The sequence below is a fragment of the Chitinophaga sp. SYP-B3965 genome (genome assembly GCF_009647655.1).
Lineage (GTDB): Bacteria > Bacteroidota > Bacteroidia > Chitinophagales > Chitinophagaceae > Chitinophaga.
Genome location: NZ_WJFD01000008.1, coordinates 39,435 through 53,296, shown reverse-complemented (window position 1 = coordinate 53,296; position 13,862 = coordinate 39,435). Strand labels below are relative to the sequence as shown.

Sequence of the window (13,862 nt, the reverse complement as noted above, 5' to 3'; positions counted from 1 at the left end):
AAGATTATAAAGTAAGGTTGATGCCAAATACCATAGACCAGGTAGCGGGCGTATCCGCATTAATATTTCCTGCGGATTCAGGATCTACGCCATGATACTTGTTACGGTATTCGGAGAACAGGATAAACGGATCCTGTGCAGTGGCATACACGCGGATGGAACGTGCTCTCATTCTTTGTACAAAAGAAGCCGGCAGATTGTAGCCCAGACTCATGCTCCTTATCTTCAGGAAGCTGCCATCAATGTATCCCAGCGTGGAATTGTATTGCGTTTGGGTGGAACTGTTATTGGGTTTGGGATAATACGTTTCACCATTTGTGGGTGTCCAGTAATTCACATTCAGGTTATTGTAGTTACCCTGGAAGGTGTTGGCAAAACCACCACCATATAATTTACTGTTCAGCATACCACCCATTCTCGCAAATACTACCACGGTGAGGTCGATGCCTTTATAGCTAAAACGGTTGGTCATGCCGCCTTCCCATTTGGGTTGGTTGGAACCAATGATCGTTCTGTCTGCTGTACTGAAAGCTGTATCACCATTCACATCCCTCACACGGATATTCCCGATCACGGAAGTTGGGCCTGTTGTTTTTTGTTTGAAGGCTAATGCGCTGAGTGAATCTTCTTTAGTGTTCTGCCAGAGGCCTATACGTTCATAATCGTAATAAACACCAATAGGCTGACCAATAAACCAGCCGTTATTGATATCCTGCTGGATGCCATCATACAGCTCTGTGATCTTTCCACGGTTAATGTAGAAGTTCAGGTTGGAGGTCCAGGTAAAATCATTGGCGCCCTTACCCTGTATGTTCACCGTAGACAATTGTACTTCAATCCCCTTGTTCTCTGTTTTACCTACGTTCACGAGCACATCATTGGGAATGCCGGTCGTGAAAGGTAATTTCTGAGGCAGCAGCAGGTTGTTGGTGTATTGTTTATATACTTCCAGGCTACCTGTGATACGGTTGTTGAAGAAACCGAAATCAAGTCCTGCGTTGATGGTGGAAGTATATTCCCAGGTGAGTTTGGAGTTGGAAGCTGCGTTGAAATAAACACCCGTTACGTTGGTTGATCCATAATTATAAGTGATAGGCGCCAGTGCTCCAAGTGTCTGATAAGGATCGATGGCTGTGTTACCAACACGGCCTACACTTGCACGTAGTTTAAGATTGGATACATTGGATGCACCTTTCAGGAAATTTTCCCTGCTGATATTCCAGCCCACCGCAGCGGAAGGAAATCCCTGGTATTTATTGCCCGGAGCAAGACGGGAACTACCATCTGTACGCATGGTTAATGTAAGCAGGTAACGGTCATCGAAATTATAGTTCAGCCTGCCCATATAGGAAATGATGTTCCATTTATTGGCGGCACCACTGCCTGCAAGGTTCAGACCGTACTGGCTGTTGAAGTATTGCAGGTTATCAGACAAGAGGGAATTGTTGTTATACTTGTTGGTTTGATTATTTGATTCCTGGATACTGTACAACCCTGTGAGGTTGAAACGGTGTTTCCGGAAAGTTTTATCGTAAGTGAGTAAATGCTCCAATGTATAGTTGGAGCTCAGTACATACTCATTTTTACTCGTGTTCAGGTTACCCTGGTTATCTGTGGTTTTGGCGGAATAGAAGGCACCATAAGTATCATTCTTTATTTCTGCGCCGCCGTTAAAGCGGTATTTCAAACCGGGGAGGATATTTACATCCAGGTAAACGGTGGTGAATGTACCCGTGCGTTTTCTTTTTTCTACAGAAGCGCCGGGAACAAAGTTGGCCAGAGGATTCCAGATCTGCTTGGCACTTCCGGCGACGAAATCATTGATCATCGCGCCGGTACTGTCATATGCAGGAGCCATAGGACTTGCCCTCAGGGCTTGCCCCATTGGGTTGGCGTTTTCACCATTTGTGGTGGAAAAGTTATTGAGTGAGCTTACCCCAACTTTGAAGGTTTTATTGATCTGGTGATCCACACTGGCTTTCACCGTAAACCTTTCAAACGACTGGCCAAAGTAAACACCTGTTTCTTTAAAGTATCCGCCGGAAGCGCTGAACTGTGTTCTTTCATTACCTCCTGAAATACCGATCTGGTGATTGGTCATCAAACCAGTGCGGTAGATGAGGTCCTGCCAGTCAGTATTTCTGCCGGCCAGCAGCCCTGCTCTTTCCTCCGCATCAAAAGCGTCCAGGAGGATCTGGGGATCGTCCGGTGTTTTATATTTAACGTTATCACTATTATGATAAGCCCATTTTTTAAGACTGGCATATTGCTGTGAATTCATCAGATCATATTTGCCGGCGGGTTTTACAAAACCTGCATAACCACTGTAAGTGATCTGTGCTGCGCCACTGCGGCCACGTTTGGTAGAAACGAGGATCACCCCGTTGGCGCCTCTTGATCCATAAATAGCAGTGGCAGATGCATCTTTCAATACTTCTACAGACACCACATCGTCTGGATTAAGGTCGTTGATATCTCCATTATAAGGAATACCATCTACTACAAAAAGCGGAGAGTTGGTGGCTTTGAGCGACCTGCTGCCCCTGATGAGGATCACAGGTTTGGCGCCGGGTTTACTGTTACCGCCATTCTTCTGGATGTCGATACCAGCACCCTGTCCTTTCAGCGTATTGCTGAGGTTGGAAGAGGGAACATCTCTTAAAGCCTGTGCATTAATGGAGGAGATGGAGCCGGTTACATCAGATCTTTTCTGGGAACCATATCCTACTACTACCACTTCATTCAATTCACCTTTATTGGTGGCTAGCAGAATGGTCACATTATTCATGTCAGTGGCGGAGACATTTAATTCACGCGTGATAAAACCGGTGTAAGTGATCCTGAGCGTGGAATTTGCAGGTGCGTTCAGCTGGAAATTACCGTTGGCATCAGATGCGGTGCCATTGGTTGTTCCTTTAATACCAATGTTGGCTCCGGGTAGAGGTTCGCCTGTTTGGGACGCTACTTTTCCTTTTACAGTTACCTGTTTCTCCTGCGAAAATGCAGCAGCAGAAAATAGCAGGCATAACATAGTTAGCTTAAATAGTTGTTTGCCGGGTGGAATTGCCGGCATAACTGAAATGATCCAGTTTCTCATAACGTTGATTTTAAAAATGAAGGAGGGAGATGTAAAAAATGCACGGGTTTTCTGACAAGTGCAGCGCATAGAATGCCGCACAGGCAGACAAGGCCTATGTTTTCATAATAAGTGGAATTAAATTAACAGTTCTGATCTGTGCAAACGTTTGCAAATACCGGGTCAAAAATGAGCGCTTTCGCACTCTGGTAATTGTAAACAGGCCACCACCGGACTTTTTACCCGATGGAAAACTTGTATTAAAGTTGCTGAATTTTCAAATGTGAAAATGGACTGATTTTAACCGATGCAGGTGTTTTTTTAACACTTCTTATTTTTGAAAGGGCATGTGATTTGGGGGAGATGGATATGCCATCTACGGTTATCAAAAAGTTCGCTTACAATAGCAAAAAGGAAAGGTTGTATGTTACCTTTCTCTCGGGCAAAGTATATGCTTATCTGAACGTGCCGGAAAATGTGTACGAGGAAATGAAAGAGGCTTTCTCTAAGGGGAAGTTCTTAAATGAAAATATTAAAGGGAAGTATGCATTCAAAGCTGTTTAAGCTACGCTCTGCAATTCTTCGTCTATGCGGGTGATCAGTTCACGCCTTTCTTCTCCCCAGGCATCCATGGCTTCAATGATGGGCACGATGCTTTGTCCCAGGTCTGTGAGGTAGTATTCCACTTTAAGTGGTACTTCGTCGTATACTTTTTTGGAGACCATGCAGTATTCTTCCAGTTCCCGCAATTGCATATTGATCACACGCGGACTGGCATGCGGGATGTACCGGTGTATTTCACTGGGTCTTCTGTATCCGCGGTTAATGGCATCTATGATGCAAGGTTTCCATTTACCACCCAATACCTTGATGGCAATTTCAATACCGCATTCCGGGTTCTCCGGGATCTTTTTTACATACATATCATAAAGATAAAGATCAGCTGGTTATTAACCATACCGGAGAGTAGGGAAAATTTTATCCCTATGGCTTCTGGCACTGATGTTGCGGCTGTAAGTTTCACCCAAATCTCGTCTTATGAGCAACACAAATCAACCCGTAAAACCCCAGGACTATTTGTCTGACCCCCATCTTAGCCCTGCCGTGAAAGAATTCTTAAAAACCCTGAACGGCGGAGGCCCTCCCGTGGAAAGTTTGCCGGTAGCGGATGCACGCAATGTACTGGTGAGTGTACAATCTTCCGTAAAGGTGGATGAATCAGGGATCGACGTGTCTGAGAAGACCATTACGACAGATGGATTTACCATCAAATTACACATCGTACGGCCAGAAGGGGCTTCAGGCAAACTGCCGGTGTTTATCTTTATTCACGGTGGCGGTTGGGTACTTGGGGATTTTCCTACCCACAAAAGGCTGGTCCGGGACCTGGTGGTGACATCTGGTTATGCCTCGGTATTTGTTAATTATACCCCTTCCCCGGATGCGAAATATCCGCAGGCGGTGAATGAGATCTATGCTGCTACAAAATGGGTAGCGGAACATGGAGACGAAATAAATGTGGATGGTAAAAACCTGGCCGTAGTAGGAAATAGTGTTGGTGGAAATATGACAGCGGTGACCACTTTGAAGGCAAAAGAAAACGGAGGGCCAAAGATCAAATTGCAGATCTTATTATGGCCTATTGTAGATGCGGATTTTACAACGGAATCTTATCAGCTCTTTGGTGAACAGCGTTTCCTGACCACTTCCCTGATGAAATGGTTGTATGATAATTATACAACAGACCCGGCGCAACGAAAGGAAATATATGCCTCTCCGTTACAAGCTACTGTTGAACAATTAAAGGGATTACCTCCCGCATTTATCCAGGTAGCGGAGAATGATATTTTACGGGATGAAGGGGAAGCATATGGCCGTAAACTGGATGAAGCGGGTGTAACGGTGACCACTGTCCGTTATAATGGCGTGATCCATGATTTTGGATTGCTGAACGGCATTGCGGATATTCCAGCCACGCGTTCCCTGATATTACATGCGGCAGCAGAACTGAAGAAATATTTGGGATAAGGTATTTGCGGGGTACTGTTGTATCCCGCAAATGTATCTATTTTGCCATATGGGCTAAAATTCTTATTTTCATGTCCTATTTGAATATTACGTAACCATAAATCCGAAACACACAACTGTAACCACCACTATTTGAACCCCGCCTAAGCAGCAAATTTTAATAACTAAGCAAGTGACTTACGAGTAAGTGGATCTGCTATGTAGTCATGTTTAGTATTCCTCATGAAAAATTGCCTCACCAATTTGATTAGCTGCTTTTTCCAAACTTGAAATATTCAAAATCTACTACCATGAAGAACATTGCATTTGCAGTGCTATTGCTGTTATTCAGCAGTATCGCATCTGCACAGCTGAAGGTCGGGTCCAATCCAAGCCAGATCAACAAATCATCCATTCTTGAACTCGAATCTGAAAGACAAGGTCTCCTGCTGCCCAGGATACCGGGAGGAAATCTTACTACTGCTCCCCTTAACACAGCCCCGGATGGTATGATCATTTATGTGTTAGACTCCGCCAGTTTATTTATCAGGAAGAATAATTTATGGCAACGCATGTCTGCGGACAGTGTAGGAAACAGCAGTAACTGGAACATCAAAGGAAACGCCGGACTGGATTCTGCTATTAATTTCCTCGGCAGCCTCAATCAACAGCCGTTGATCTTTAAAACCAATAACACAGAACGTTTGCGTGTTACCGGAGCTGGCAGTATTAAAGTGGCGCCCGGTACAATTGCCAATGGTACAGACCAGGTGCAGGTATTGGTGATAGATCCGGTAACAGGTACACTGTTGCAAAGAACCATGTCTGCAGCTGCTTTCAGCAATGCTATTGTTTCACTCAACGGGCAGCGGGATTCTGTGCAAACCTTCAGGGTGGATAGTGCTGTTACGGTTGATCTTGCCATTAACTCTGCTGCGGGTGTCCATACTTTTAATCTTCCCACACAGAATGGAAATGGTACCACCTCCCGTGGTTTACTATCGCTGAGCGACTGGACGCGTTTTGATTCTGCTGCACGTTTCAGAATATTGAAAACAGGTTTTGCTACGCTCACCAATCCAAGTGGTATCAGTATTGCCAGTGATTCCATCAAACTGCATCCGGCAGATGCTACCAATCCCGGTGGTGTATCCATTGCCACACAAACATTTGGTGGTGCCAAGAATTTCCGTGATTCATTAACTGTTGGGCTTGCACAAGGGACTGCAGCTAATTCTACCTTCCAGGTGAATGGTTCCATGGCTACTAATATCACAAATAAAACGGCAAATTATACCGCTACCGCTGCAGACAATACAATATTGGCTGATGCTTCAGGAGGTGCATTTACCATCACATTACCCAGCCCCAGTGGTCTCAACGGACGAATGTATACGATAAAAAAGATCGGTACCGGTGGAATTGATAATGCGGTCACTATTGCTCCTACTGCCGGCAGTATTGATGGCGGCAGCAGTTATATTATCTACAACGACTGGACCTTTGTAACCCTGCAAACAGACGGCACGAACTGGTATGTGATCAAGAAATAAGCCATGACCATGAATAAAGCATGCTCCATCATATGGATACTGCTGTTGATGGGATTAGTGGCCCGAAGTCAATTGAAACTAGGTTCTAATCCTGCAGTCATCAACAAATCTTCTGTACTTGAACTGGAAAGTAATGTACAGGGATTGCTGCTGCCCCGTATTCCGGATACAACAGTTACTACGCTGGCTACTGCGCCTAATGGGATGCTCATTTTCTTTACGCCGGATAATAGTTTGATGATCCGTAAAAATGGTTTCTGGCGAAGGGTGGCGGATACGGCAAACTTTTCCGGTTTGCTGGCTGCCAGTGGATGGATGTTAGGTGGAAATGCTGTTTCTTCTGTAAGAAACTTTGGTACCACCAGCAATTTTGATCTGCCGGTGATCACGAATAATGTAGAAAGGATGCGGATTACAAATGCCGGGAATGTAGGGATCGGTAATACGGCACCGGCGACTAAATTGCATGTGCAGGGAACGAACCCGCTTACACTGACCGGCGTGCAGAATGGCACCAATACAGCAGCGGATAGCCTTTTGACGATCACCAGCGGGCTTGTCAGGAAAGTGCCCATGTCTACATTTGTTTCCGGGGCTGGTACCTGGGGCACTACAGGCAACAGCGGAACAAGTTATGCATCTAATTTCCTCGGTACAACGGATAACATTAGTATGCGGTTCCGCACTAATAATGTGGAACGTATGTACATTGATAGCGCGAGAGGACTTGTTGGAATAGGTAGTAACGTATTTGATGCTACTTATCCGGAGAAAGTATTGATAGATGCAGGTGTCACTACTTCTGTAAATGCCCTGTATCTCAAAGGCAGCATTAATAATTACTTCCAGGTGAACATCAGGAACCTCGGAGCCGGTACACAATCCAGTTCTGATTTTGTAGCCACTGCGAATAACGGAACAGAGACCACCAATTTTATGAACATGGGTATCAATGGATCCGGTTATGTATATCAATCCGGGAATCCTATTGAAACAGGAAAGGCAAATGATACCTACGTGCTGGGGGCAGGCAATGATCTTTACATAGTGAATAACAATGCCGCCAAAGATATGATCTTTCTGACGGGAGGTACTGCTACGGCCAATGAAGCTATGCGGATACTGGCCAACAGAAGAGTCGGAATTGGTACCAATGCACCTTCCACACAACTGCATATTAAAACAGGTGTTGCAAATGATGGGGGTTTGAGGATGGAGAACCTAACCAGTGCTTCTGCCATTACAAATGGCGCAGGTTATTTAGGAGTGGATGCAACGGGGAAAGTAGTGCGTGCCAATACGCAGCCAATTATTTATAGCGGGGGCGCCGGTCTTGCAGGAGTTGGAGGAACTGCCACCGCAGATCTTGTAACGAAGGTCTGGATAGCTGAGGTGGGTAATAGTGCTTCTGGTGTTGTAACTATCACCTTTCCTGTAAATGTAGTGTTCACTAATATTTTAAGTATACAGGTTACTGCCAAAGCTACTGTTGCTGTAGATGCAACCACATCCCCCATCGCAACTTTATTCTCTAATACCTTAACCAGTGCAACAGTGAGGGTATTGGAAAGTGCAGGCATCCTTCTTGGTGGCCAGGCCTTAGAGGCACATGGACTCACCTCCACAAGAATATACATCCGTGTTGAAGGCAATTAAAATATCACTTTTTATTCTACTGGCATCGTACTCCACGTATGCCCAAACCGGTGTGTCTATTCCGGCCAACGCGGATATCATGGCCCATAAAACAGATACGATCGCTATCTTCAGTGACGTGCAAAACCATGGCCGCTTTGGTTCTATCAAAGGTGCCGTCGTGCTGTTCTTCGGGCAGAAATGGAAGAATGATGAAACCGCACTTTTGACCGATGAGCACTTTTACAATGATACTGTTCCCGGTTACGGCGGTACTTTTCGATTTATGCAACAAGGTGCAACGCCACAATACATCTACGGGGCATACAATGCAGGAACCCACAGCGGCCCAAGTTTTCCAAACATCAGCATCAACAATCCCAACGGCGTTTACCTCGATGATCTCAGTGATCTGAAAATCCGTAACAATCTTCATTTTGAGAATGGACATCTTTATCTGAATGGCTGGAACCTGGTAGTAGGGAATCTTTCTCCCGGCATTATTTCCGGTTATTCAGACAGGCGGTTTATTGTAACGGGTTCCAATGTTGGGGGTGGTTTTCTTTATAGAGAACATGTAACCCCACAGGACAAACAGGTCGTATTCCCTATAGGTACCACAGCAGGTAGTTACAGTCCCCTGGCTGTACAAAACCTGGAATTCACTTCAGAAGATTTTCGCGCGCGGGTGTTTGATAATGTCTACAGGAACGCTACATCCGGGAATGTCATCTCCGGGAACAATGTATTGAAAACTTGGAATGTTGGGCATAATGCCAGTACGGGCAGCAGTAGTTATTTTGTGTGGCTGCAACATGACGCAAAAGATGAAAGTCCTGCATTTTCTCTGTTGCGTGAATTCAGTTACATCTCCCTGTACAGAACCAACGGCGGCTGGGATACCATTCCTCCCGGCACCGTGGAAAATCCGGGCAAATTAACAAACGGGCCACTCAGCATAAGTTCCTATACCAATACAAGAACTTTCCCTGGCGGGTTAGGTAACAATGTCTACTTTTCCAAATCGGCGGCCCTTATTCCACGCGCCATCAGCAGCCTGGGCTTTAATGCTTACCGCATTAGCTTGCGCATGGTAGAAACCAACTGGGCAGCATCGCGGGAAGTGAACATCCTGCAATATGAACTGCAACGGAGAAGAGAGAACGAAGACAGTTTCTATACCGTAAAAGTAGTACCACCTAAAACCCCGCGGAGCACAGTGAACCAAAACGTGCAATATTACACAGTGCCGGATGACAACTTCTACGATAACTGGACCTACTACCGCTTAAAGATCCTCGGGCTGGATGGCCTCGTCGCTTATTCAGAGATCAGAAAGGTGCCCTGGTTCTATGAGATCAAAGTATCTCCCAATCCCAGCAACGGCATTTTCTACGTAAGCTTATACGGCCTGCCCAAACCGGTGAGGATGGAAATGTATGATATGGCAGGCAGATTGCATAACACAAGGATACTCACGGATACCAATACACGCATCCAAATGAGCAGGCTCTCTGCCGGGACATATGTATTGGTGTTCTATGATATGGAGGATAAGGGAAAGTTGTTGGATCGAAAACAGCTCATTATTCTTAAGTAACACTTCCGGGCACCTGATCTCCAACTTCAGCATAAGGAGCTACCTCACCCCAATTGCAACACAGAAGGTTTGGGTTTCTTCAGCCCCACCTTCAACATCCCGCCGATCAGTTCCTCCATCAGCAGCAGTACATCATAAATGCTAACACTCATCAACACCCGCCGTTGCGCAAGTGCGATGTTTGCATCTGTTGCCAATAGTTTCCATAACTTCTGCAATTCAGATTCCGTGTTGGTGGAATCCAGCAGGGTGTCAGTGATCAGGCCACCCTGCAAACCCGCCAGCAATATCTGGGAGATCATGTTACGGACTTCCTGTAATTTATCCGTACAATAAGTGTAATCATGCCGGAGCAGTTGCTCTATGGATTGCAGTATTTTCAGGCATATGCTCATTTTCATTTCCCCTTTCCGGATCGTGACCTTTTCGTAAGTGAGGGGATGAATGTTTTTTTCTATGGAAGTCAGTTCTGCTCTCAATACCTGCAGCTGGCTTTCTTTATCGGTAAAGCCGGCATCCTTATATACTTTGATGGCATTATCCAATAATTGTTTCAGGGCTTTATCAGTATCGTAATCCTTTTTACTGAACTTCTCAGATACCCCGTTGAAGGCGGAAAGGAGCTGTGAGAACTGTTGCTTATCGTTATAATAGAATCGCTGCATAGTAATGTTTATTCAAATTCCACCAATAGATCCTCTTTGCCTGTTTCTTCATTTTTTACCGTTTTTACAAAGAGGCCTTCTTCCATGATCTTGGCTTTAATGGTAAAAACAGTTGCATCGCTGCTGCCGCTCTTTACGAGATTGGTTTCCGGGTTAACCAGTAAGTTCTCCATTTTACTCTGGGAAACCATGGTGTTTTCTTTGATCTTCTGGATCACCTCGTTGAGCATGGACTGGAACAATTCATTGTTGGGGTACTGTGTTTTGTAAGCACTCTGCAGGTTGTATTCCACTATCTTGGCATTGAAGATCTCCGCCAGGGCCAGCAACGCAATGTTCTCCGGTTTGGAAGGATCCTGATTGGCCACCAGTTGCTGATAGAACCTGGGCAGCGCAGGATGGTCCAGTACATTTACAGCAGGAGGTTGCGGAGAACCATCTGGCAGTCGTGCTACTTTTTTGTTCTTGCCTTGCAGCCTTACGAGATTTTGTGGCGCAGGCTGTGCTAAAGCAGTTTCGTAATAAACAGGTTTGGTGAAAACTTCATTATTGATACGGGTATAGTCGGTTTCTACATTGCTGCTTTTGATCAGAAGGGTCTGGATGGCGGAGTTCACCTTGCCGGCAACATACTTTTTAAATTCCTCCTCCTGCATGTTGAACAACATGGTGGTGGAGAATTTGGCAGAAGAAATGAGCACGGGAATGGTGAGTTCCATTTCCGGTATTTTGAAACGTGGAACTGAAAAATGCTTTAGTACTTCATCTTTAGAATAAGCGATGGCGAGGTCTTTGGATACTTTGTCTGCATGATCTCTTGCTCTTGTGATCTCAGAGAAGATGAAACCTACATAATCTGCCAGTGTAATATTTGACATATCTATTTCGATTGTTACAGGAATAATAAAAAATGGTATCTGAATGCAATACTGCATCCAGATACCAGTAAACACTTATGAGGCGGAAAGCATCCCGAGGATCTTTTCCAGACCGGCAGGCATTTCATCCTGCACCGCCTTAACATTTACGTTGAGTGCGTACTCTTTTTTCACTTCAACACCGGTTACGGACTTACGTTGATAAGAGGCCGATACTTTCAGGCTGATAGGGCCCCAGCCTACTGCTAATTCAGCTTTGATGCCCAGTTCATCAGAAACAGAAGATGTTTCCACTGAGTTCAGTTTTGCGTTGAAGTCGATCTGTACATGTTCGATCCGCAAGCTTGGAATTGGCAGCATGGCCAGCAGGGGAACTTTAATGTAGATCTTCTTGTTCAGTGGGGTGCCGTCGTCTTTTACATCCACTCTTTCATGTGTAAAATCCACCATAACGAGTTCTTTCTTTCCCATGTCGCTTGTTACAAAACCAACGGAGTTGATGAAGTTAACAGTTGCCAGGGAGCTTTGCACCTGTGCATCCACGCAAGCCTGCAAGGGTGCGCCGATCATTTTTTTGAAATCGATGTTGTTCAGTTCAGAAACGAGGCCCGCTGTACTTGGACCAGATTTTGATACCATGCCTCTGCCTGCGGTTACAGCTTTGGACAATTTTTGAGCAGTGCTGGCTGCAAGATCTGCAGCTTTATCAACACTGGGAACAGGAGAAGCAACCGCAGTTCTCTGCGCTACTTTTGGCCGTGGGGTGCGGCTTTTAGGATTACTCTTTGCCATTGTTTGGACATTTAAGATGAGAAAAAAAAGGTGTATCCTATGTGATGGGTATATTCAGTTGCTGAATTAATTCCGGTGGAAGTTCGTCCTGCACCGCTTTCATCTGCATCGTGAAATGAAAGGAGGCCCTGGTTTTTTCTTTGCCGGACTGGCGCTGATAACCTGCGCTCATTTTCATGCTGGATCCGGTGGAACGTGCATTGGGGGTAGTTTTTTCAATAGCGTTCAGTTTCACATTGAAGGTGACGCTTACGTGTTCAATGCGCAAACAATTGATAGGCACCAATGAAACCAGCGGTACTTTGAGGTCAATCTTCTGGCCCTCCCGGTGATGAGAAAAGTCTACCATCGCCACTTGTGCATCATCCGTGAAGCTGATCTTTTTCATCAGTTCCACTGCGGCAATTGCAGAAGCTGTCTGCGCATCCATGGCGGCCTGCAAAGGCCCTGCAATCATTCGCTGCAGATCCATTTGATCCAACGAAGGTTGAGATGCCTCTTCTTTCTTTTGGGGCATATGCATAAAATTTTTGCTTGCTTAAATGGGGCTACATTTATGCAACAGTTAAGTCAATAAGTCTTTAGGAGTGTGCTAATATATATGGTTACGGGGCAACGGGTATTAACAGTATCGATCCTTCACAATTGAAAAACAATATTATAAAACAATTGGGAATCAGGCAAATAAATTTTCCCTGTCACAATTCCCCCCTTAGATTGCCTCCTTTGCCCCCCATGAAATCTGATTTATCCATGTACGTTTGTAATTCAAACCAAACTATATGCTTTTACAAAACAAACATGCTGTGATATATGGAGCTGGCGGCGTTATTGGCAGTGCAGTAGCATTGGCATTTGCAAAGGAAGGCGCCAAAGTTTTCCTCACTGGCAGAACATTAAAACCATTGGAAGCAGCAGCGAAGAAAATAAAAGATGAAGGCGGACAAGCAGAAGTAGCTGTGGTGGATGCGTTGAATAAACGATCCATAGAAGATCACCTGAAAGCAGTGTATGATAAAACAGGCAGCATTGATATTCACTTTAATGCTATCGGCGTTGTACACTTGCAGGGTATTCCATTAACAGATCTTTCTACAGAAGATTTTTATCATCCTGTGCATACTTACATCACCACTAATTTTTTAACCACTACAGCAGTAGCGCGTTACATGATCAGGAATAAGTCCGGTGTGATCCTTACTATCACTACACCCGGTGGATTATTAGCGAATGGTGTGGCAGGTGGTTTTGGTGTTTCCAATGCAGCGGTGGAAAGCCTTACGCGCAATTTGGCAGGAGAGTTAGGCCCTTATAACATCCGTGCCATTGCATTAAGATCAGATGCTATACCAGAAACAGTCGCTGGTGGGTCACATGCCAAAGAAGTATTTGGGCACCGGGCTGAATTAATGGGTACCACATTAGATGAATTACTACCGCAAATGGGAGAAGGTTCATTGCTGAAACGTTCCCCCACGCTGGAAGACCTGGCCAATACAGCAGCATTTCTGGCTTCTGATAAAGCAAGGGCCATCACAGCAACAGTGGCAAACATCACCTGTGGCTCCATTGTAGGGTAAAACAGGATAGTCATAGCCCAATGCGTTACGTCAATCGGTGGCACGCGGTGAATAAGATTTTATGCTATTTTGCAGC

General features: G+C 45.2%; 12 protein-coding genes. 6 read left to right on the top strand and 6 right to left on the bottom strand.

Annotated features, from left to right (window positions below; all coding sequences use genetic code 11):
- Positions 1 to 4 precede the first annotated feature (4 nt).
- Complete coding sequence (locus GFS24_RS27775; protein WP_153665576.1) at positions 5 to 3,097, bottom strand: TonB-dependent receptor; 3,093 nt, start codon at positions 3,095 to 3,097, stop codon at positions 5 to 7.
- A 342-nt stretch (positions 3,098 to 3,439) separates the two neighbouring features.
- On the opposite strand from GFS24_RS27775, the gene GFS24_RS27770 reads away from it, so the two are divergent.
- The gene (locus tag GFS24_RS27770; RefSeq protein WP_253906614.1) at positions 3,440 to 3,640 is read left to right on the top strand and encodes a KTSC domain-containing protein; all 201 of its coding nucleotides are present in this window, start codon (positions 3,440 to 3,442) and stop codon (positions 3,638 to 3,640) included.
- On the opposite strand, the gene GFS24_RS27765 is transcribed toward GFS24_RS27770, so the two are convergent.
- The gene (locus tag GFS24_RS27765; protein WP_153665574.1) at positions 3,637 to 3,999 is read right to left on the bottom strand and encodes a helix-turn-helix domain-containing protein; all 363 of its coding nucleotides are present in this window, start codon (positions 3,997 to 3,999) and stop codon (positions 3,637 to 3,639) included. The two genes, GFS24_RS27770 and GFS24_RS27765, sit on opposite strands and share 4 nt — an antisense overlap.
- A gap of 115 nt (positions 4,000 to 4,114) precedes the next feature.
- On the opposite strand from GFS24_RS27765, the gene GFS24_RS27760 reads away from it, so the two are divergent.
- The 4 genes from GFS24_RS27760 (at position 4,115) to GFS24_RS27745 (ending at position 9,871) form a co-directional block, all read left to right on the top strand.
- Positions 4,115 to 5,104: an alpha/beta hydrolase gene (locus GFS24_RS27760; protein ID WP_153665572.1), complete on the top strand. Its 990-nt coding sequence runs from the start codon at positions 4,115 to 4,117 to the stop codon at positions 5,102 to 5,104.
- Between the two features lie 290 nt (positions 5,105 to 5,394).
- Positions 5,395 to 6,636 (top strand): hypothetical protein, encoded by a 1,242-nt coding sequence (locus tag GFS24_RS27755; protein ID WP_153665570.1) that lies wholly within the window; start codon positions 5,395 to 5,397, stop codon positions 6,634 to 6,636.
- Between the two features lie 9 nt (positions 6,637 to 6,645).
- The gene (locus tag GFS24_RS27750) at positions 6,646 to 8,292 is read left to right on the top strand and encodes a hypothetical protein (protein WP_153665568.1); all 1,647 of its coding nucleotides are present in this window, start codon (positions 6,646 to 6,648) and stop codon (positions 8,290 to 8,292) included.
- Positions 8,279 to 9,871 carry a T9SS type A sorting domain-containing protein gene (locus GFS24_RS27745; RefSeq protein ID WP_173003220.1) on the top strand — a complete coding sequence of 531 codons (1,593 nt, stop codon included), beginning with the start codon at positions 8,279 to 8,281 and terminating at the stop codon, positions 9,869 to 9,871. Before GFS24_RS27750 ends, GFS24_RS27745 begins: the two co-directional genes overlap by 14 nt.
- A 44-nt stretch (positions 9,872 to 9,915) precedes the next feature.
- On the opposite strand, the gene GFS24_RS27740 is transcribed toward GFS24_RS27745, so the two are convergent.
- The 4 genes from GFS24_RS27740 to GFS24_RS27725 form a co-directional block, all read right to left on the bottom strand.
- Positions 9,916 to 10,536 carry a hypothetical protein gene (locus tag GFS24_RS27740; RefSeq protein ID WP_153665564.1) on the bottom strand — a complete coding sequence of 207 codons (621 nt, stop codon included), beginning with the start codon at positions 10,534 to 10,536 and terminating at the stop codon, positions 9,916 to 9,918.
- Between the two features lie 8 nt (positions 10,537 to 10,544).
- On the bottom strand, positions 10,545 to 11,414 hold the full coding sequence (locus tag GFS24_RS27735; protein ID WP_153665562.1) for a hypothetical protein: 870 nt from the start codon (positions 11,412 to 11,414) through the stop codon (positions 10,545 to 10,547).
- Positions 11,415 to 11,489: 75 nt separating this feature from the next.
- Complete coding sequence (locus tag GFS24_RS27730) at positions 11,490 to 12,206, bottom strand: DUF2589 domain-containing protein (protein WP_216647573.1); 717 nt, start codon at positions 12,204 to 12,206, stop codon at positions 11,490 to 11,492.
- 37 nt (positions 12,207 to 12,243) lie between these two features.
- A complete protein-coding gene (locus GFS24_RS27725) occupies positions 12,244 to 12,723 on the bottom strand; it encodes a DUF2589 domain-containing protein (RefSeq protein ID WP_173003219.1) in 480 nt (159 codons plus the stop codon).
- A gap of 265 nt (positions 12,724 to 12,988) precedes the next feature.
- On the opposite strand from GFS24_RS27725, the gene GFS24_RS27720 reads away from it, so the two are divergent.
- Positions 12,989 to 13,786, top strand: coding sequence for an SDR family NAD(P)-dependent oxidoreductase (locus tag GFS24_RS27720; protein WP_153665558.1), 798 nt, complete (start codon positions 12,989 to 12,991; stop codon positions 13,784 to 13,786).
- Positions 13,787 to 13,862: the final 76 nt, after the last annotated feature.

Excerpts from the sequence above, each read along its gene's own strand:
- GFS24_RS27760 (WP_153665572.1), top strand. The coding sequence starts at position 4,115 with ATGAGCAACACAAATCAACCCGTAAAACCCCAGGACTATTTGTCTGAC.
- GFS24_RS27750 (WP_153665568.1), top strand. The coding sequence starts at position 6,646 with ATGAATAAAGCATGCTCCATCATATGGATACTGCTGTTGATGGGATTA.
- GFS24_RS27755 (WP_153665570.1), top strand. The coding sequence starts at position 5,395 with ATGAAGAACATTGCATTTGCAGTGCTATTGCTGTTATTCAGCAGTATC.
- GFS24_RS27775 (WP_153665576.1), bottom strand. The coding sequence starts at position 3,097 with ATGAGAAACTGGATCATTTCAGTTATGCCGGCAATTCCACCCGGCAAA.
- GFS24_RS27725 (WP_173003219.1), bottom strand. The coding sequence starts at position 12,723 with ATGCCCCAAAAGAAAGAAGAGGCATCTCAACCTTCGTTGGATCAAATG.
- GFS24_RS27730 (WP_216647573.1), bottom strand. The coding sequence starts at position 12,206 with ATGGCAAAGAGTAATCCTAAAAGCCGCACCCCACGGCCAAAAGTAGCG.
- GFS24_RS27720 (WP_153665558.1), top strand. The coding sequence starts at position 12,989 with ATGCTTTTACAAAACAAACATGCTGTGATATATGGAGCTGGCGGCGTT.
- GFS24_RS27770 (WP_253906614.1), top strand. The coding sequence starts at position 3,440 with ATGGATATGCCATCTACGGTTATCAAAAAGTTCGCTTACAATAGCAAA.
- GFS24_RS27765 (WP_153665574.1), bottom strand. The coding sequence starts at position 3,999 with ATGTATGTAAAAAAGATCCCGGAGAACCCGGAATGCGGTATTGAAATT.
- GFS24_RS27735 (WP_153665562.1), bottom strand. The coding sequence starts at position 11,414 with ATGTCAAATATTACACTGGCAGATTATGTAGGTTTCATCTTCTCTGAG.
- GFS24_RS27740 (WP_153665564.1), bottom strand. The coding sequence starts at position 10,536 with ATGCAGCGATTCTATTATAACGATAAGCAACAGTTCTCACAGCTCCTT.